We start from the raw sequence: 20,279 nt of genomic DNA, 5'->3' as shown, positions 1-20,279 counted from the left end.
ACCGCGTCCACCGAGAACTTCTCCATCACCGCTCCTCGCCTCCCATCCGACATCACTTCGATTCGTCATCTTCCCGCACCACCCGATCCCGCACCGGCACGTCCCGCTAACCGGCTCTGCGGCCGAGGGCATCGGCATCGAAGCCCACCGTCCGTACGACCGGCCGCCGCTGTACAAGGACTACCCGCAGGGCAAGACCAGCCGCGACCGTATCGACGTGCACGATCCCGGCTACTACCGCCCCGGCCGTGCCACTCACCTATCCGACGACCCTTCGTCGAGCCGCACCGAGAGGAAGTCGAACTGATGTCCGCCCACCTGAGTGTCGAACCAGTGATAGATCACGAATACCGCGTCCGCATCGACGAGGGCGGCGACCGCGTGGAATCCGAATTCGTCGTCGACCCCGGCGTCCTGGCCGAATTGGGCTTCGAACCCGGCGACGAGCAGCGCATCGTCGAACACACCGCACGGTTTCTGGCCGACCATCAGCCCGTGATCGACTTCCCGGCCCTGGTCTACCTCGACGAAGTCGCCGCGGCATACGGCGACTACCCGGTCGAGCTGCGCCGCAGAATGACACCACATCACACCACCACGACGGCCGCCGGGCTCGATGCTGAGCAACTCCGGTGGCTGGGCGAGTTGAGTCGGCAACTGCGCGTCGACTCGATCCGCTCGAGCACCGCCGCTGGTTCCGGGCATCCCACCTCCAGCCTGTCGGCGGCGGATCTGATGGCCGTGCTGCTGGCCCGCCACCTCCGTTATGACTGGGCCCGGCCCGAGCATCCCGGCAACGATCACCTGATCTTCTCCAAGGGCCACGCCTCACCGCTGCTGTATGCCATGTTCAAAGCCGCGGGCGTGGTCAGCGATTCCGAACTGGTGGAGGGGTTCCGCCGTTTCGGGTCTCGATTGCAGGGCCATCCGACCCCGGTGCTGCCGTGGGTGGACGTGGCAACCGGCTCGCTGGGGCAGGGTCTGGCCTACGGTGTGGGCATCGCGCTGGCCGGCGCGCGACTGGACCGGCTACTCTACCACGTGTGGGTGCTGTGCGGCGACAGCGAGATGACCGAGGGATCGATCTGGGAAGCCCTGGACAAAGCCGGGCTCTACCGGTTGAGCAATCTGACCGCGATCGTGGATGTCAACCGGCTCGGCCAGCGCGGCCCCACCGAACTGCAATGGCACCTCGACACCTACCAGCGTCGGGTCGAAGCGTTCGGGTGCCGCGCGATCGTCGTCGACGGCCACGACCTGTCCGAGATCGAGCAGGCATTCCACACCGCCCGTGGCGCGGACACGCCGACGGTCGTGCTCGCCAGGACCGTCAAAGGCAAGGGTGTCTCCGAGGTCGAAGACCGCAACGGCTGGCACGGCAGGCCACTTCCGCCCGAGCTGGCCGAGGCCGCCGTGGCCGCGTTGGGCGGGCCGCGCGATCTGCGCGTCAGCCCACCGCCACCCGCCCCCGTAGACCCGATCCCCACGCCCGTAGCGGCGTCGATCCCGATGCCCCGCTACGAGCGGGGAACCCGGGTCGCGACCCGGGTGGCCTACGGTGAGGCGCTGGCCGCGCTCGGTGTGCGAGACGACATCGTCGCCTTGGACGCCGAGGTCGGCAACTCCACCGGCGCGGACCGCTTCGCGCATGCGCATCCGGAGAAGTTCTTCGAGATGTTCATCGCCGAGCAGCAGTTGCTCGCCGCCGCCGTGGGTGTCGCCGCCCGTGGCTATGTGCCCTACGCGTCCACGTTCGCCGCGTTCTGGTCTCGCGCCTACGACTTCATCCGCATGGCCGGTGTCTCCGGTGCCCACATCAACCTGTGCGGCTCGCACGCCGGCACCGAGATCGGCCCCGACGGCCCGTCTCAGATGGGACTGGAAGACCTCGCCGCCCTGCAGGCGGTGCACGGTTCGACCGTGCTCTACCCCGCCGACGCCGTCGCCACCACCAGTCTGGTCGCCACCATGGCCGACCTCTCCGGCGTGTGCTACCTGCGCACCACCCGCGGCGCGTATCCGGTGCTGTACGCGACCGACGAACGCTTTCCCGTCGGCGGAGCCAAGATCCTGCGCGCCAGTGACGCCGACGTGGTGGCGCTGCTCGGTGCCGGCGTCACCGTGCACGAATGCCTGCATGCGGCCGACGCCCTGACCGGCGAGGGCGTCAGCGCCCGCGTGATCGACCTGTACAGCGTCAAACCCCTCGACGCGGACACTCTCGCCCAGGCCGCACGGGACACCGGTGGGCGGCTCGTCGTCGTCGAAGACCATTACCCGCAAGGCGGTCTCGGCGCCGCAGTCCTGGCAGCGTTGGCCCGTCTCGAGATCCCGGTGCGCTGTGCGCACCTGGCCGTCACCGAGTTGCCCGGCTCCGGCACCCCTGCCGAACAATTGAACGCCGCCGGCATCTCGGCGCGCCACATCATCGCCGCCGTGCGCCGACTGGTCACCGCACAGCCATGACCAGCGCATCGCGACGAACACGGCCGCGAACAATCGTGGCGGGGATCGGCGATCACGGCACCATGCACGCACTGACGTAACGCGGGCCTTGCCTGCGCCGGCCGCCCCGGCAACGATGGGTACACCGCCCTCCGCATGGGTCGCACACGCTGTGAACACCGCATTGAACAGTCTCATCTGCGTTTCGCGAATGCCGACAGGAGCGTGACACGTTCTATGACAGAAGCCACCGAACAGTCCGGCACGACCACATCCGTCTCCGCTGGACCTCGCCCGCACACCAGGCCGGCGCCGGTGCCCGACGGCTCGGTGCCGGTGATCGTCAAGATCGCCCGGTTCGATCCCGACGACAACCGCGGCTCGTACTGGGAGAGTTTCCAGGTGCCGGCACTGCCGACCGACCGAATATTGAACCTGCTCATCTACATCAAGAGCTACCTCGACGGAACCCTGACCTTCCGCCGTTCCTGCGCACACGGCATCTGCGGCTCCGACGCCATGCAGATCAACGGCATCAACCGGCTGGCCTGCAAAATCCTGCTCAAAGATCTGCTGCACCGCGACGGCTCCCCGACCACGATCACGATCGCACCGCTGCGCAGCCTGCCCGTGGAAAAAGACCTGGTCGTCGACATGGAACCGTTCTTCGACCTCTACCGCGAGATCAAGCCCTATCTGATCACCTACGGCCCCGAACCCGAACGCGAACGGTTGCAGTCTCCGGCCGATCGGGCGCGTTTCGACGACACCACCAAATGCATTCTGTGTGCCTGCTGCACCAGCAGCTGCCCGGTCTACTGGGCCGAGAAGACCTATTACGGGCCGGCCGCGTTCGTCAACGCGCATCGGTTCATCTTCGACAGCCGCGACAACGGTGCGTCCGAGCGGCTCGAGATTCTCAACGAGATCGACGGCGTGTGGCGATGCCGCACCACGTTCAACTGCACTCAGGCCTGTCCGCGCGGCATTCAGGTGACCAAGGCGATAACCGAGGTCAAGCGCGCACTCATGTTCACCCGCTGACAACTACTACGAACGACCGGGCAAATCCGCTGTGGCCGTGCGTCCTTCGTCATGTCGGAGGTTCGGCCCGAAAAGCGGGTGTCGCCGTTGTAGGGTCGAGACCGTCGCACAGGAATGATCACGCTGTGGATCCGAGGTGGTGGTCGGATGACAACGCCCGAAACCGGCGATCGCGCCCGCATGGCGCCCCTGCTGCCCGCGGGCGAGCCGGTGGAGTCGTTGCTGCGCACGGCGCAATTCTTCACCGCCGGGACGCCCTCACCGGACTATCGCGAGGTCCGGCGCGCCGGAGGACGGGCCGCCGAGGACTTCTACCGGGAGCGGTGGCGCCACGACAAGGTCGTGCGCTCCACCCATGGCGTGAACTGCACCGGTTCGTGCTCGTGGAAGATCTACGTCAAAGACGGCATCATCACCTGGGAGACCCAGCAAACCGACTATCCGTCGGTCGGCCCCGACTCTCCCGAATACGAACCCCGGGGCTGTCCCCGGGGCGCATCCTTTTCCTGGTACACCTATTCGCCGGCGCGGGTGCGTTATCCGTACGTGCGAGCGCCACTGTTGGAGATGTGGCGCGAGGCTCGCGCACGGCTCGGCGACCCGGTGCGCGCGTGGGCCGAAATCACCGGCGACCCAGCGAAATCCGCGCGCTACAAGTCGATGCGCGGCAAAGGTGGTTTCGTGCGGTCGAACTGGTCGGAGGTGAGCGAGCTGATCGCCGCCGCGCACGTCCACACCACCAAGGAGTACGGCCCGGACCGGATCGTGGGCTTTTCCCCGATTCCGGCGATGTCGCAGGTCTCCTACTCCGCGGGTACTCGGTTTCTGTCGATGATCGGCGCGACGATTCTCTCGTTCTACGACTGGTACGCCGACCTGCCGCCGGCCTCACCGCAGGTGTTCGGCGACCAGACCGATGTGCCGGAGTCCGGTGACTGGTGGAACTCGTCGTATCTGATCATCTGGGGCACCAACCTGCCCATCACCCGAACACCCGACGCGCATTTCATGACCGAGGCGCGATACCGCGGTCAGAAGGTCGTCGTGGTCAGTCCCGACTACTCCGATCACACCAAATTCGCCGACGACTGGCTGGCCGCCGCGCCCGGAACGGACGGTGCTCTCGGTATGGCGATGGGGCATGTCATCTTGTCGGAGTTCTTCCGCGACAGACAAGTTCCCTATTTCACCGACTACGTCAAGACCTTCACCGACCTACCGTTTCTCGTGACGCTGCGCGAACGCGACGGCGGCTACGTCGCCGACGGTTTCCTCACTGCGGCCGACCTGGGTGGTGACGTTGCGGAAGCCGAGGGCGCCGCACATCGAACGGTGGTGCTCGACGCGGCCACCCGGCAGCCTCGTATCCCCAACGGCAGTCTGGGATTTCGCTACACGGAGGCCGGAAAAGGCCGGTGGAACCTCGATCTCGGCGATATCGATCCGTCCCTGACCCTCTACGACACGCACGGTGAGTCGGTGCCGATCCTGTTGCCGCGCTTCGATATCGGTGCCACCGAGGGCGGAGATGTCGTCACCCGCGGGGTTCCGGTGACTCGTGTCGGCGGCCGCGTGGTGACGACCGTGTTCGATCTGCTGATGGCGCAATATGCGGTACGGCGCGCCGGGCTTCCCGGTCGGTGGCCGACCGGATACGACGACGCCGCTGAGCCATACACCCCGGCCTGGCAGGAGCACATCACCTCGGTTCCTGCGGCAGCCGCGATCCGCGTGGCTCGGGAATTCGCGCGCAACGCCGAGCTGTCGCAAGGCCGGTCGATGATCGCGATGGGTGCGGGCACGAACCACTGGTATCACTCGGATCAGACCTACCGCAGCTTCTTCACCCTGACGATGTTGTGTGGCTGCCAGGGCGTCAACGGCGGCGGGTGGGCCCACTACGTGGGGCAGGAGAAGGTACGGCCGCTGACCGGATGGCAGCAGGTCGCGTTCGCGCTGGACTGGCAGCGCCCGACCAGGCATATGACGGGAACGTCGTTCTTCTACCTGCATAGCGACCAATGGCGTTACGAGGGCTTCGACGCGGGTGAGCTCGCCAGCCCGCTCGGCCGCGGCATATTCGCGGGCCGCACCTTCGCGGACTGCATCGCACAGGCATCCAGGCTTGGATGGACGCCTTCGTTTCCGACCTTCGATCGCAACCCCCTCGACCTTGCGGACGAAGCAGCGCGGGCCGGTACGCCGGTGCGTGACTACGTCATTCGTGAGGTGGAGGCGGGGCGGTTGCGGTTCGTCGGCGAGGATCCCGACGACCCACGCAATTTTCCGCGGGTGCTCACGGTGTGGCGGGCCAACCTGCTCGGCTCGTCGGGCAAGGGGATGGAGTATTTCCAACGGCACCTGGTCGGTTCCGACGACGCGGTCCGCGCCACCGAGGTCGCCGAGGACGCCCGCCCGGTCGACGTGGCGTGGCGCGAGGAGGCGCCGCGCGGAAAGCTCGATCTGCTCACCACGATCGATTTTCGGATGACGAGTACATGCACGTTCTCCGATGTCGTGCTGCCCGCGGCGACCTGGTACGAGAAGTACGACATTTCCACTACCGACATGCATCCGTTCGTGCACTCGTTCAACCCGGCGATCGCCCCGCCCTGGCAAACGCGCACCGATTTCGAGGCGTTCACCCTCATCGCCGAAGAGTTCTCACGCCTGGCCGCGACCCATCTCGGCACACGCACCGATCTCCTGGCGGCGCCGCTCACCCACGACACTCCGGATGAGACCGCTCAGCCCGGCGGCCGCGTCGACGACTGGCGGGCCGCGGGCTCATCGCCGGTGCCCGGCAAGAACTTTCCGAAGCTGATCACCATCGAGCGCGACTACGCCGCCGTGGCCGGGAAGATGCGTGCGCTCGGTCCGCTGGTGGACACCCTCGGCACCACCGTGAAGGGCATCACCTGGGTGCCCGAGGGTGCGGTGGAGTACCTGCGCCACGCCAACGGTGTCGTGCGTACCGGTGTCGGTGCCGGGCGGCCGTCGCTGGCTCGGGACGTGCACATGGCCGAGGCGATCCTTGCCTTGTCGGGTACGACCAACGGCACCGTGGCGGTTCAGGCGTGGCGGGCTCTCGAGGCCCGCACCGGGCTCCGGCTGGCCGACCTCGCGGAGGAACGCGAGGGAGACCACATCAGCTTCGCCGACACCCAGACCCAGCCCCGCGCGGTGATCGCCTCCCCGGAATGGTCCGGGTCCGAAGCCGGCGGGCGGCGGTATTCACCGTTCGTCGTAAATATCGAGCGCCGCAAGCCTTTTCACACGTTGACCGGACGCATGCACTTCTTCCTCGACCACGAGTGGATCGCCGAGTACGGCGACGGACTACCGACCTACCGTCCACCGCTGGACTACGCCCGGCATTTCGGCGAGCAGGGCCTGGCCGAGAAGGGCCGCCCCGAGGTCACCGTGCGTTACCTGACCCCGCACTCGAAATGGTCGATTCACTCCGAGTATCAGGACAATCTGCACATGCTGCGGTTGTTCCGCGGCGGCCCGGTAATCTGGATGAGCCCGGTCGACGCCGCGAAAATCGGTGTGGCCGACAATGATTGGATCGAGGCGTTCAACCGCAACGGTGTCGTCACATGCCGGGCGGTCGTCACGCATCGGATGCCGCAGGGCACGGTGTTCATGTACCACGCCAAAGACCGGCAGGTGATGACACCGCACTCGGAGATCTCGGGCTGGCAGGGCGGTTCGGACAACTCGTTGACCAGGCTGGTGATCAAGCCGACCCACCTGATCGGCGGATACGCCCAATTGTCGTACGCGTTCAACTATTACGGCCCGACCGGCAATCAGCGCGACGAGGTAGCGGTGATCCGGCGCCGCAGCCAGCAGGTGCAGTACTGATGCGAAGGTGTCGACTTCAGGAAGGGCGGTAGCCGCGATGCGACCGATGGCTCAGGTGGCGATGGTGATGAACCTCGACAAATGCATCGGCTGCCACACCTGCTCGGTAACCTGCAAACAAGTCTGGACCAACCGGCCCGGCACCGAGTACGTGTACTTCAACAACGTCGAAACCAAGCCGGGTGTGGGCTACCCCAAGCGGTATGAGGACCAGCAGCAGTGGCGTGGCGGCTGGAGCCTGGACCGCCGCGGCCGGCTACGACTGGCGGCGGGTGGACGAGTCCGCAAACTGCTCTCGATGTTCTACAACCCGGACCTGCCCAGCATCGACGACTACGGCGACCCGTGGACATACGACTACCGGACCGCGTTCAACGGCCCGCTCGGCAAACCGAACCCGAGCGCGCATTCGATCTCCTCGCTCACGGGCCGCGACATGGATCTGCGGTGGGGATCGAACTGGGAAGACGATTTGGCCGGAGCACCGGAGAACGCTTCCGCCGACCCGAACCTGGCCGGTCTCGGCGAGCGGGTGAAGATGGAGTTCGAGCAGGTGTTCATGTTCTACCTGCCGCGCATCTGTGAACACTGCCTGAACCCCTCGTGCGTGGCCTCGTGCCCCTCGGGGGCCATGTACAAACGCAGCGAGGACGGGATCGTGCTCGTCGACCAGGACCGCTGCCGAGGCTGGCGGTTCTGCGTATCGGGCTGCCCCTACAAGAAGGTGTATTTCAACCACCGCACCGGCAAGGCCGAGAAGTGCACACTGTGCTTCCCGCGCATCGAGGCCGGACAGCCCACCATCTGCTCGGAAACCTGTGTGGGACGGCTGCGTTACCTCGGGCTGATCCTCTACGACGCCGATAAGGTCCTGGCGGCCGCCACGACCACCGACCCCCAAGACCTCTACGAAGCCCAGCTGGACGTCTTCCTGAACCCGCACGATCCCGAGGTCATCGCTGCCTGCGAGGACGCCGGCATCCCGGCCGACTGGATGGCGGCCGCGCGCCGCTCGCCGGTCTACGCGCTGGCGGTGCGGCATCGGGTAGCGCTGCCGCTGCATCCGGAATACCGCACCCTGCCGATGGTTTGGTACATCCCACCGCTGTCCCCGGTCGCCGACGTCGTCCACGCCGCGGGATACGACGCGCACAACCCGGACCGGGTGTTCGCCACCATCGACGCGCTACGCATCCCGATCGACTACCTGGCCAACCTGTTCACCGCAGGCAAAGCCGGCCCGGTGCGGACGGCGCTGCGCAAACTCACCGCGATCCGGGCACTGATGCGGGCAGCACAGCTGGGCCTGCCGCCGGAGGACAACCTGGCGAGCAGTGTCGACGCGCAGGAGGCCGACCTCGAGGACCTGTACCGTCTGCTCGCGATCGCCAAATACGATGACCGCTACGTGATCCCGGAAGCCCATGCCGAGGACGCCGGACGGCTGCAGTCCCAGCATGAGCAGCTGTTCTGCAGCCTCGACACCGACGGCGGCCCCGGCATGGGCGGCGCCGGGCCACAGGATATCGCCGGATTCCACCCGCCCGAGCACGTCGGTGACAAAAGGACTTTCCGCGCCGACGACGGCAGAGTCCACTTCAACCTGCTCGGCTGGAACGGCACCGGCCCCGCCCCGCGACTGTTTCCCGACGGAGGTACCGCGTGACGCCGCGCGGAGACCGAGTCGGTGTCTACAAGCTGGCTTCGGTCCTGTTGGCATATCCGACTGCGTCGTTGCCGGCCGGGGTGGATGAACTCGACGCCGCGGCCGCCTCGACCCCGCGCACCTCACGCGAGGCATTCGGCCGTTTCCTGACCTGGCTACGCTCGACCTCACCCACCGCCGTAGCCGAACACTATGTCGCCACCTTCGATCTGCGCCGCCGCTGCGCGCTGTATCTGACCTACTACCGCCACGGCGACACCCGAATGCGCGGGATGTCGCTCCTGGAATTCACAACCGCCTACCGCACAGCGGGATTCGAACCGACAACCGCCGAGCTTCCCGACTATCTGCCGCTGGTCCTGGAATTCGCCGATCTTCACCCACGTGGCGAGGCGCTGCTGCGCCGCCACCGCGCCGATCTGGAATTGCTGCACCGCGCACTCGCGAGCGCCGACACCCCCTACATCGCGATCATCGAGGCGGTCGCCGCGCGGCTGCCCGCGCTGAGTCGCCGCGAACGTGCACTGGTCGGGCGTGCGTGGGAGGCCGGCCCCCCACGCGAGGACGTCGGCTTGGCCACCACGATGCCCGACGGTCTCGGTGCGCCGTTCGCGCCGCCCGAATACCTCAGCGGCGGTAGCGATTTCGGTGTCGGGCTTGGAGCCGAACCGCCGATCGTCGAATCGGTGTCCAACTCTCGGGAGGGCCGCCGGTGAACGATCCCAGCGCATTCGACTACATCTGGTGGGTCGGGCTGCCCTACTTGGCCATCGGCATCTTCGTCATCGGACATATCTGGCGCTGGCGCTACGACAAGTTCGGCTGGACCAGCCGCTCGACACAACTGCAGGAACAGCGCCTGCTCAAATGGGGTGCGCCGATCTTCCACTACGGCACCTTCGCCGCCATCGCCGGCCACGTCATCGGCATCCTGATCCCCGCATCATTCACCCGCCGGCTCGGCATCCCTGAGCAGGCCTACCGGTGGTTTTCCGCCTCTGCGGGCACGATCGCCGCGATCTTGGTCATCGGCGGGATCATCGTGCTCGCCGGACGGCGGTTGCTGGTACCGCGGGTGCGCGCGACCACGACCCCGGTCGACTATGTCGCACTGATCCTGCTGCTGATCGTGGTGATCACCGGCGTGGCGCCGACGATCTTCGTCAACCTCATCGGCGAGGGATACGACTACCGCACCACCGTCGCGTTGTGGTTTCGCGGACTGTTCGGCGGCAACCCCGAGGTGAGCTCGATGGTCGGCGCACCGCTGATCTACCGGATACACGCCACCGCAGCCTGGGCCATCTGGATCGTCTGGCCCTTCAGCCGGCTCGTGCACGCGTGGAGTCTGCCCGTCTGGTACCTGTGGCGGCCCTACATCGTCTACCGCGACCGCGTCGCGACCGTGCCACACGAGCCCGGCACTTCGGGACGACGTTGGCGCAGTATCGGCAGCCGATACTGAGCCGAGACTGTTGGTTTCATCCGGCACCGTGGGGCATACAGTGAAGCAGTAGGCCCGACGCTGCCGGCGCAGCGATGGCGATGGCCGGCAGCCCCTGATCAGGAGGCGCGTCACATGCCGGAATCACCGTACCCGAACCGCGGCACCGAACACCCCGACGCAGCAGCGGTGGGGCGGCGGCCATGAGCGACAACAGTTTCGGAGCTCGCGCCGCGTGGAAGATCGAGGACCGAGAGTTCACCATCTACCGGCTCGACAGCGTTCCGACCGCGCACCGGCTGCCCTACGGGCTCAAGGTGCTGCTGGAAAATCTGATTCGCTGCGAGGACGGCCACCGCGTCACCGCCAACCAGGTCCGCGCCCTGGCCGCGTGGAATCCGGACGAGGTCGGTGCCACCGAAATCGCGTTCTCCCCGGCCCGAGTGTTGATGCAGGACTTCACCGGGGTGCCGTGTGTGGTGGACCTCGTCGCGATGCGCGATGCGATGACCGCGCTGGGTGGCGATCCGGGCCGGATCAACCCGCTGATCCCGACCGAGCTGGTGATCGACCATTCGGTGATCGCCGACGTCTTCGCCCGGCCCGACGCCTTCGCGATCAACGCGGAACTGGAATTCACCCGCAACGTCGAGCGCTACCAGCTGCTGCGCTGGGCGCAGCAGGCCTTCGAGAACTTCGCCGTCGTGCCTCCCGACACCGGCATCTGCCACCAGGTCAACCTCGAATATCTGGCGCGGGTGGTGTTCACCCGCGACGATCCGGACGGCGGACCACCGCTGGCATACCCCGACACCCTCGTCGGCACCGACTCGCATACCCCCATGGTCAACGGACTCGGCGTACTCGGCTGGGGTGTCGGCGGCATCGAAGCCGAGGCCGCGATGCTCGGTCAGCCGATGAGCATGCTGATCCCGCAGGTTCTCGGGATCAAGCTGACCGGCGCGCTGCCGGAGGGCACCACGGCTACCGACCTGGTACTCACCGTCGCGGAGTTGTTGCGTCACACCGGTGTGGTCGGCAAGTTCGTCGAGTTCTACGGTCCCGGCGTAGCGAATGTGCCTCTGGCGAACCGCGCCACCATCGGCAACATGAGCCCCGAATACGGTTCCACCTGCGCAATTTTCCCGATCGACGCGGTCACCCTGGATTACCTGCGGCTCACCGGTCGCCCGGAGCAGCAGATACGACTCGTCGAGGCATACGCCAAGGAGCAAGGGCTCTGGCACGACCCGGACCACGAACCCGACTACAGCCAGCGCATCGAGCTGGACCTGTCGACGGTGGAGCCGTCCATCGCCGGGCCCAAGCGTCCCCAGGACCGCATCCCGCTGGCGCGGGCCCCGCACGCCGTCGCGTCCCTGCTCGACGGCCAACCGCCCGTGCCTGCGAAGGCCGGGCTGGACGAGGCCTCGGGCGAGTCGTTCCCGGCCAGCGACCCGATCGCCATCGACCACGACCGAGCCGTCGACGGACCGAACGCGCCCTGCGATTGCGGGCACGCACACCCCTGGCGCTCCGCGCCACAGGAAGTGAGTTTCCCCGACGGGACGACCGCCACGGTCGATCACGGGCATGTCGTGATCGCGGCGATCACCTCGTGCACCAATACCTCCAACCCGTCGGTGATGATCGGGGCCGCACTGCTGGCGAAGAAGGCGGTGGAGAAGGGCCTGAGCGCGAAACCGTGGGTCAAGACCTCCCTGGCACCGGGTTCGCGGGTGGTCACCGACTACTACGAGCGTGCCGGGCTCACCTCCTACCTGGACAAGCTCGGATTCTCGCTGGTCGGCTACGGGTGCACCACCTGCATCGGCAACTCCGGGCCGCTGATCCCGGAAGTCAGTGCCGCCATCACCGCCGGCGATCTCACCGTGTGCTCGGTGTTGTCGGGCAACCGCAACTTCGAAGGCCGCATCCACCCGGAAACACAGATGAACTTCCTCGCCTCGCCACCGCTTGTCATCGCGTATGCGCTGGCCGGCACGATGCGTGTCAACCTGCTACGCGACCCGCTGGCGACCGCTCCCGACGGAACGCCGGTGTACCTGCGCGACATTTGGCCCAGCACAGCGGAGATCGACGACGTCGTCGCCACCAACCTGCGATCGCAGATGTTCACCCGTGGCTACGCCGACGTCTACACCGGCGACGAACGCTGGCGGAATCTCGACGTCGCGGCCGGCCAGGTTTTCAACTGGGACGACGAGTCAACCTACGTCCGCCGCCCGCCCTACTTCGAGCACATGACCCGAGACCCCCAACCGATCGAAGACATCACCGGTGCCCGGGTATTGGCGCTGCTCGGTGACTCGGTGACCACCGATCACATCTCCCCAGCAGGAGCGATCAAACGCGACGGCCCCGCCGGATCCTATCTACAGCAGCACGGCGTCGCACCGGCCGACTTCAACTCCTACGGCTCACGCCGCGGCAACCATGAAGTGATGATCCGGGGCACCTTCGCCAACATCCGGTTGCGCAACAGACTCGCCCCCGGCACCGAGGGTGGCGTCACCCGCCACCTGCCCGACGGAGAACAGATGAGCGTCTTCGATGCCGCGACCGCATACGCCGCCGAACGGGTGCCGCTGCTGATCCTCGCCGGAACCGAGTACGGCTCCGGCTCGTCACGAGACTGGGCCGCCAAAGGCACACTCCTTTTGGGCGTGCGGGCAGTGCTGGCCGAGTCGTTCGAGCGGATCCATCGGTCCAACCTGATCGGTATGGGCGTGCTGCCGCTGCAATTCGCCGACGGCCGATCGGTGCAGACACTCGGATTGACCGGCGAGGAAACATACTCGATCACCGGGCTCACGCAGTCCGCCACCGCACATGCGTTCCCGCGTCAGGCGATCGTCCGCGCGGTCGACAACGCAGGAAACGCAAGGGAATTCACCGCCACCGTACGCATCGATACTCCCGCAGAGGCCGCTTACTACCGCCACAGTGGCATCCTGCACTACGTGCTACGCCAGTTGCTCACCGACTGAGCCGCAACAGCGAGGGGTGACCACATGACGCCATGCGCCTCGTCGGCGCACCGCCGAACCGCCGCCACCACACAACCGCCGATCCGGGTCGAATGAGTCGGGCAAGGAATGGGGCGATATCGGCGTTCGCGCGCCGTGTCCTCGACGTGATCGACCAGATTCCGCCCGGCCGGGTGATGTCCTATGGCGCGATCGGCGACCTGGTCGGCGCCGGTCCCCGGCAAATCGGACGGGTCATGACCGCCTGGGCCGACGAGACCCACTGGCATCGGGTCGTGCGCGCCGACGGCACGCCCGCGTCGTGCCACGCCGGCAGCGCCGCCGACCTCCTGCGCGCCGAAGGCACCCCGATGCGCGGGAGCCGGGTGGACATGACGCGCGCACGGTGGAACGGCCCGCCCGATCACCCGGCATCGACGGATAGCTGACTCGTGTTCCACTGACCACCGCGAAGCTTGTCATCACCGCTGGTGTCAGCTGCGCCGCCCCCATGATGTGCTGTACCTCGATGCCCCGCACGAGAAGTGCGTCGGCAACGAGGCGGCGATGACAGCGCCAAAAGACAGCCTCGGCGCACATGATGGCAACGACACGTTCCGCTGCCAGCGCGACAAGTTCCTCGATCGCCTCCTCGAATGAGGGCGTCTGCATATAGTCGGCGTATCCGCGGAAGGACGTGTTGCGCCATCCGGTGTTGATCGAACATTCCACCGGTTTGCGTAGTCCGCCCAGCCCCGGCATCGGCCGGTAGTCGATACCAGCGGCGGCCAGCGATCCCGCGAGCCGGTCGCTGTGGAACTGAGGATTGTGCCGAGACTTGGGCACGGTCCGGATGTCTGCCACCACACCGATGCCGACATGCTGCAGTATCCCGATGAACTCCGCGATGGCACGGGTGGAATGGCCGATGGTGTAAACGGTCGACATGGCCCTCCGGAGGTTGGTCATAGTGCCGTCTCGGCAACAGGTTTCATCGGACGGTGCAGTCGCGAGCTCGGCGGGGGTGTGCGGGCGCTTGCGCGGAATCGTCAAGAATCTCCGAAAGGTACCGCGTGGATGTGGCGCTCTCCTACACACGGGCTCGAACAGCCAGCTCCCAGGCCCCGGCACCGGAGCGCCGGCCCATGATGGCCTCGTACTCGCGCGGCGGGGTCGTAGTGCCCTAGCAGCTGCTGAACGTATGTCTGACGATGACGTCATGGCCTTCGATACCGACACCGGTGTCGCGGCCGTGCCGGTGGTCGCTTGTTCGGAGTTGACCAAGGATTTCGGTGGCGGCCGCGGTGTGTTCGATCTGGACTTCACGGTGGGACGCGGTGAGACGTTCGGTTTCGTCGGCCCGAACGGTGCCGGGAAGACCACGACGATCCGGCTGTTGATGGATCTGGCACGTCCCGATCGCGGACACGCTCGCTTGTTCGGGCTCGACTCACATACCGACAGTGTCGCCATCAAGCGCCGGGTCGGCTATCTGCCGGGTGAGCTGGTGCAATGGCCGAGGGTCACCGCAGGATACGTGCTGGGAATGCTGGCCGGCCTGCGGGGCGGAGTGGACGAGACATACCTGCACACGCTGGCCGACAATCTGCAGCTGGACCTCGGCCGCCGCTACCAGGACCTCTCGCACGGCAACAAGCAGAAACTCGGGCTGGTCCAGGCATTCATGCACAGACCGGACCTGCTCATCCTCGACGAACCGACCCTCGGACTGGATCCGTTGATGCAGCGCGTGTTCCACGACATGCTCCGTAGCGCAACCGCCGCCGGCGCCACCGTGCTGCTGTCCTCGCACGTGTTGTCGGAAGTCGAATCGGTGTGTGACCGTATCGCACTCGTCCGCGACGGGCGGGTACGGCGAATAGGTTCGTTGAACGAATTGCGCGCCAAGCGAATCCACCGCGTCGAGGCCGTGATCACCGGAGAACTGGACGTCGACGCGGTGGCCGCCGTACCCGGGGTCACCCAACCGCGGCTCGTGGATCACCGGCTGACCTGCTCGGTGCAGGGATCCATCGGGCCGCTGTTGCAGGTGTTGTCCGCGACGGGAGTCATCGAGCTCGACAGCCACGAGCAGTCACTCGAGGAGGTGTTCCTCCGTGAGTTCGACACCGCCGAGCCTGTGGCTGGTCGCTGACACCGTGCGCGCGCACCGGCGCGGGATCGTGGCCTGGATCCTGGGCAGCGCCCTGGCGATGACGGCCATCGCGAGCGGATTCCGCAGTGAGACAGCCCGTTTCGCGGGCGGCGCGCGGGGCATGGCCGACAGCATGCAACCCGGGGTGCAGGCGATGCGGCTGCTGCGGTGGCCCGCGGACCGCCTCGACACCCTGGGCGGTTACCTGACCTACCACAATGTCACCTTGCTCGTCCTGTTCCTCACCCTCTACAGCGCCCTACAGGGCGCTGGTGCAGTCCGCGGAGCGGAGGCCGGGCACACGGTCGAGGTGCTGCTGTCCACCGGACAGTCCCGGTTGCGGCTGGTCCGCGATCGCGCACTCGGATTCGCGGCGGTGCTGGCGGTGATCGGGCTGGGACTCGGGCTGGGACTGGCCGCGGCGATGGCCGTCGGCGGCGACTCGAACGTCCCCGGTTCGCTCTCGACCGGACTCGGCTGCGCCGCATGCGCTTTCGCCGGATACGCGATCGGCGCACTGACAGGTCAGCTCGCTCCCACACCTCGAACCGCGAGCGCGGTGGCGGCACTGATCGTGGTGGCGCTGTATTTGTACACGAACGTGTGGGAACGGTTCGGATCGCTGGCGCTGCTGCGGTTCCTCTCACCCTTCTACTACTTCACAGACTTCCGCGCTCTGGTCCCCGGCATCGGATTCGACCTGGCGTCACTGGTGGCGATCGTGGCCGGGGCGGCTTCGGTGACCGGAGTCGCGGCGTGGGTGTTCACCCGACGCGACATCGGGTCCGCCTTGACGGAATGGCGAGCAGGTCCGACTCGGCGACCCACGCGGGTGCAACGACGACTGCTGGACCGCCTCTGGTCGGCGATTCTGGTACGCGAACGCGCGGGATTGGCACTGTGGGCGGTGGCCGCCGCGGCCGGTGTCGGGTTGATGGCCTGGCTCGAGCCCGAAGTGACCGAGATGTGGGACAAATTCGACGTGACCCGCCGCATGCTGCAAGTGGATCCGGGATTCAGCCCCGCCGACCAGTACCTCGGATACGTCGCGGAATTCACCGCACCGATCGCCGCCGCATTCGTGGTCACACAGGTCGCCGCCTGGGTGAGCGACCTCGACGAGGGCCGCACCGCAGTGCTGTTGTCGACGCCCCTCTCGCGCGCCGCCTTGATCCGCCAGCGCATCGCCGCCCTGGTCGCGGGTGTGGCCGTGGTCATCGTCGGCGCGACGGCCGGCATGCTGATCGCGATGCTCGTCGTCGGCGCCGACATCGACGCCCCGGCCATCCTGCGAGCAATGTCGGCCGTGGCGCTGTTCGCGCTGGGGCTGGCAGGTGTCGGCGCCTGGTTCGGCGCCTGGTGGCCCCGCTTCGCGGTGACCATCCTGGCTGCCGGGTTGGGACTGTCCTACCTGCTCATGATGCTGGTTCCCATGTTCGCCTGGCCGACATGGCTCACAAAACTGTCCGTGTTCGGCGCCATCGGCCACCCCTACCTGCAGAATCCACCGCTGGGCGGGCTGGCGTTCCTCGCTTCTCTCGCCGTCGCCGGATATCTGCTGGCTGTCGCCGGCTCCTCCCGTCCCACAGCCACAGTCTGACAACCTTCGCCGGCCTCGCCAGCCACGTAGCCCCGGTCGTCCGCCGGTCGGCGTGCCGCCTGCTACAGAAGATCGAGTAACGCCTGTTACATTTCTCTTCGTGACAAAGAACGAGACGGTCGCCCGATGGCTGGTTCTGCTGGTACGAGTGCCGGCGGAGCCGTCGCGGCATCGGGTGGCTGTGTGGCGTGAACTGCGCCGCGTGGGCGCACTGCAGGTCGGGCAGGGCGCGTGGGTGGTGCCCGATGTTCCGGTGTTCGCCGAGGGAATCACACGGGTGATCGCGTTGGCGCAGCGCGGGGAGGGTGAGGTGCTGGTGCTCGATGCCACCGGTCACGCCGACACCGACACCACCCGACTGGAGACGATGTTCACGGGCGAGCGCACCGAGGAGTGGGCCGAGTTCCTTGCCGATTGCACCCGGTTCGACGCCGAGATCGACAAAGAGATCGCCAAGGCAAAATTCACGATGGCCGAACTCGAGGAGGAGGAACAGAGCCTGGAACGCCTCCGCCGCTGGCATCGCGACATCAAGGCGCGCGATGTGTTCGGCGCCCCTGCAGCGGTCGTCGCCGAGCAACAACTCGAGCATTGTTCCGCGCGGTTGGCCGACTACACCGAGCGGGTCTTTCGAGCCCTGCACCAGATGTGACCCAGCCCTGGAACCGAGGAGCGCCGATGAGCGCGGATACGCGAATCTTCTACGACGTCAACGACTTTGCGCGCGATACGCCGTGGCTGCATCCGATCGTGTCCGGCTACGCCGGCTACGGGGTGGTGCTGTTCGCTCTGCTGCTGATAGCCGGATGGTGGACCGCCCGCCGCGACGCCGATCCCGCCCGAATGGTGGCTGCGGTGTGGGCGCCGCTGGGCGTACTGGCCGCGCTCGCGGTCAATCAGCCGATCGCCGCCGCCGTTGACGAGACCCGGCCGTGTAACGCGTTGCACGACATCGTGGTTCTGCACTGCAGTACCGATGCCGGTTTTCCCAGCGACCACGCGGTCATGGTCGGCGCGGTCACCGCCGGATTGTGGCTGGTGCACCGACGCCTCGCGGTACTCGCCGCCGTGGCCGCGGTGGTCATGGCCTTCGCTCGGGTGTACATCGCCGCGCATTACCCGCAAGACGTACTCGCCGGCCTCGCCCTCGGAGCTGCGATCAGTCTTATCGGATTCTACCTCGCACGACCACTACCGGCGCGGCTTGTCGCCCTTGCCGCTCGTACTCCACTGCACGTTCTGCTCACCGGCACCGAACCTGCAGGCACGCAACACGAGTCGCGATGACCGCTTTCCCCGGCGATCGACCCGACGCGAGACGAGCCCGGCTGTGGCCGTTGTACGCGGCCGGATTCGTGACCGCGTTCGGCGCGCACAGCATCGCTGCCGGCCTCGCCGGATATACGGGGCAAGAGCATGCGAGCCTGCTCACCCTCGGATTGCTACTGGCTGTGTACGACGGGGCGGAGGTACTGCTCAAACCCGTATTCGGGACGCTGGCCGACCGCGTCGGCGCACGACCCGTGCTGCTTGGTGGGTTGGTAGCGTTCACGCTCGCCTCCGCCGCATTCGCGCTGGTCGGCAATCCAGGCCTGATCGGTCTCGCGCGATTCGGTCAAGGCGCGGCCGCTGCCGCGTTCTCCCCGGCCGCCGGGGCTATGGTCGCCCGCCTGACCCCGGCCGCCGCACACGGACGTGCCTTCGGAAGCTACGGCGCGTGGAAAGGACTGGGCTACACCCTCGGCCCGCTGCTGGGCGGCATCCTCGTCACCGTCGGGGGCTATGACCTGCTCTTCACCGCACTCGCGGCGCTCGCCGCTGTAGTGGCGGTATGGGCGGCGGTCACCGTGCCCGCCATCGAGGTCATGCCGAAAACCCGCCAGACGGTTGTGGATTTGGCACGCCGCCTCAGCAGCGGCTCGTTCCTGCGCCCGACCGCCGCTCTGGCCGGAGCCACCGCCGCTCTCGCGGTCGGAGTCGGATTCCTACCCGCGGTCGGCGCCCGCCACGGCCTGGGCCCGCTGGCCACCGGCGCCGTGGTGTCGATACTCGCCGCCACCGCCGCGCTGGTTCAACCCCGCGTAGGACGTGCCCGCGACCGGGGACTGCTGCGGGACCGATCCGGCATGGCCGCCGGACTTCTCCTGGCCGCCGTCGGAACCTCCGCCGCCGCGCTCCTGCCCGGGGTCGCGGGCGCGGTGTGCGCCGCGGTGATCCTCGGTGCCGGTGCCGGAGTGATCACTCCCCTCGGATTCGCGCACCTGGCGGCGACGAGCCCGCCCGACCGACTCGGTCAGACCATGGGAGCCGCCGAGCTCGGCCGCGAACTCGGCGATGCGGGCGGTCCGCTTCTCGTCGGCATCGTCGCCACCGCCGCCACACTCGGGGCCGGCCTGCTCGCTCTCGCCGTCCTCCTCACCTGCCTCGCCGCAGCGATAATCCTTACCGCACGAAAAACCACCCTTTCATCTTCCTGACCACTTCCGAGCCGTGCTTGCCCGGTGCGCTCCCGGGGGCCACCGACGGCGGTATCGGGCCGCCCGGTGGGTCTTTCGGCCCCGGGACGAAGGTCTGGACGGCTCTGTCCGGCCAGACGCGCCCGGGGCAAGGTGAGGGTGAACTCGAGCGACCGGCTCGAGCATCTGATGCAGGGAGTTCGCGATGCACGCGCAAGAGCCATCGACAGGCTGGGGACCGCAGCGCGCGCGGGGGTTCGGGCATCGCGGGCACGGAGCGACGATGATCGCCTGTTGTGGGCTGATCATCGCGATCGCCCTGGCCCTGGTCGTTACCGGGGTGATGCCGTCGGGATTTCTGCTCGTCGCGCTGGGCTGCACGCTGATGACGGCCGTGATGATGGTCGACGTGGGCCGCCCCGGCCGGAATTGAGCACCCCGGCGTTGCCCGCCTCGTGCCGGGTAGCGCACGTAGCAGTGCCTGTCCGGCACGGGCAGGTGAGGCAAGGAGAGGACTCTCAATGACTGTGTCAAGCCGCAGCTGCCACCGATGTCGGGCGGATGGCACTGAATTCGCGGCCGTCGCGCAGCAAGGCCCACAAGACATCC

General features: G+C 67.1%; 15 protein-coding genes and 2 pseudogenes. 16 read left to right on the top strand and 1 reads right to left on the bottom strand.

From position 1 onward, the window contains the following. From IG65_RS39475 to IG65_RS39960, 10 genes and pseudogenes are all read left to right on the top strand, one after another. Positions 1-307 (top strand): annotated as a pseudogene (locus tag IG65_RS39475) (hypothetical protein); the annotation flags it as partial. Next, the gene (locus IG65_RS0132875; RefSeq protein ID WP_231509587.1) at positions 307-2,466 is read left to right on the top strand and encodes a transketolase; all 2,160 of its coding nucleotides are present in this window, start codon (positions 307-309) and stop codon (positions 2,464-2,466) included. The pseudogene IG65_RS39475 and the gene IG65_RS0132875, both read left to right, overlap by 1 nt. 216 nt (positions 2,467-2,682) lie before the next feature. Continuing rightward, the gene (locus IG65_RS0132870; protein ID WP_030518838.1) at positions 2,683-3,489 is read left to right on the top strand and encodes a succinate dehydrogenase iron-sulfur subunit; all 807 of its coding nucleotides are present in this window, start codon (positions 2,683-2,685) and stop codon (positions 3,487-3,489) included. Between the two features lie 180 nt (positions 3,490-3,669). Then, positions 3,670-7,359, top strand: a complete 3,690-nt coding sequence (locus IG65_RS0132865; RefSeq protein WP_156055903.1) for a nitrate reductase subunit alpha — start codon at positions 3,670-3,672, stop codon at positions 7,357-7,359. Between the two features lie 37 nt (positions 7,360-7,396). Next, complete coding sequence (gene narH, locus IG65_RS0132860; protein ID WP_030518836.1) at positions 7,397-9,025, top strand: nitrate reductase subunit beta; 1,629 nt, start codon at positions 7,397-7,399, stop codon at positions 9,023-9,025. Next, positions 9,022-9,741 (top strand): nitrate reductase molybdenum cofactor assembly chaperone, encoded by a 720-nt coding sequence (gene narJ, locus IG65_RS0132855; protein WP_063833850.1) that lies wholly within the window; start codon positions 9,022-9,024, stop codon positions 9,739-9,741. The genes narH and narJ overlap by 4 nt, the downstream gene beginning before the upstream one ends. Continuing rightward, on the top strand, positions 9,738-10,490 hold the full coding sequence (narI, locus tag IG65_RS0132850; RefSeq protein WP_036526427.1) for a respiratory nitrate reductase subunit gamma: 753 nt from the start codon (positions 9,738-9,740) through the stop codon (positions 10,488-10,490). The genes narJ and narI overlap by 4 nt, the downstream gene beginning before the upstream one ends. A 182-nt stretch (positions 10,491-10,672) precedes the next feature. Next, positions 10,673-13,480, top strand: coding sequence for an aconitate hydratase (locus IG65_RS0132845; protein ID WP_030518833.1), 2,808 nt, complete (start codon positions 10,673-10,675; stop codon positions 13,478-13,480). A 92-nt stretch (positions 13,481-13,572) separates the two neighbouring features. Then, positions 13,573-13,908 (top strand): MGMT family protein, encoded by a 336-nt coding sequence (locus IG65_RS0132840; RefSeq protein WP_051757298.1) that lies wholly within the window; start codon positions 13,573-13,575, stop codon positions 13,906-13,908. A gap of 67 nt (positions 13,909-13,975) precedes the next feature. Then, a complete protein-coding gene (locus IG65_RS39960; RefSeq protein ID WP_369801640.1) occupies positions 13,976-14,119 on the top strand; it encodes a hypothetical protein in 144 nt (47 codons plus the stop codon). Here the strand turns inward: IG65_RS39960 and IG65_RS37370 are convergent. Next, positions 14,063-14,407: pseudogene (locus tag IG65_RS37370) on the bottom strand (DUF488 family protein); the annotation flags it as partial. The gene IG65_RS39960 and the pseudogene IG65_RS37370 sit on opposite strands and share 57 nt — an antisense overlap. Before the next feature lie 271 nt (positions 14,408-14,678). On the opposite strand from IG65_RS37370, the gene IG65_RS0132830 reads away from it, so the two are divergent. The 6 genes from IG65_RS0132830 to IG65_RS38220 all read left to right on the top strand — a co-directional run bounded on the left by IG65_RS0132830 (position 14,679) and on the right by IG65_RS38220 (position 20,103). Then, positions 14,679-15,614 (top strand): ABC transporter ATP-binding protein, encoded by a 936-nt coding sequence (locus tag IG65_RS0132830; protein WP_063833851.1) that lies wholly within the window; start codon positions 14,679-14,681, stop codon positions 15,612-15,614. After that, positions 15,577-17,214, top strand: a complete 1,638-nt coding sequence (locus IG65_RS0132820; protein WP_051757295.1) for an ABC transporter permease subunit — start codon at positions 15,577-15,579, stop codon at positions 17,212-17,214. The genes IG65_RS0132830 and IG65_RS0132820 overlap by 38 nt, the downstream gene beginning before the upstream one ends. Before the next feature lie 100 nt (positions 17,215-17,314). Then, positions 17,315-17,866 carry a Chromate resistance protein ChrB gene (locus IG65_RS0132815; RefSeq protein ID WP_030518829.1) on the top strand — a complete coding sequence of 184 codons (552 nt, stop codon included), beginning with the start codon at positions 17,315-17,317 and terminating at the stop codon, positions 17,864-17,866. Positions 17,867-17,892: 26 nt separating this feature from the next. Further along, the gene (locus tag IG65_RS0132810) at positions 17,893-18,501 is read left to right on the top strand and encodes a phosphatase PAP2 family protein (protein WP_030518828.1); all 609 of its coding nucleotides are present in this window, start codon (positions 17,893-17,895) and stop codon (positions 18,499-18,501) included. Further along, the gene (locus tag IG65_RS0132805; protein WP_030518827.1) at positions 18,498-19,691 is read left to right on the top strand and encodes an MFS transporter; all 1,194 of its coding nucleotides are present in this window, start codon (positions 18,498-18,500) and stop codon (positions 19,689-19,691) included. Before IG65_RS0132810 ends, IG65_RS0132805 begins: the two co-directional genes overlap by 4 nt. A gap of 184 nt (positions 19,692-19,875) precedes the next feature. After that, positions 19,876-20,103 (top strand): hypothetical protein, encoded by a 228-nt coding sequence (locus IG65_RS38220; RefSeq protein WP_197040005.1) that lies wholly within the window; start codon positions 19,876-19,878, stop codon positions 20,101-20,103. The last annotated feature ends 176 nt before the right edge of the window (positions 20,104-20,279 follow it).

The sequence above is a fragment of the Nocardia sp. NRRL WC-3656 genome (assembly GCF_000720265.1).
GTDB lineage: Bacteria > Actinomycetota > Actinomycetes > Mycobacteriales > Mycobacteriaceae > Nocardia > Nocardia nova.
Note: the sequence above shows the minus strand (reverse complement) of the source record. Positions and strands in the feature narration are given on the sequence as shown.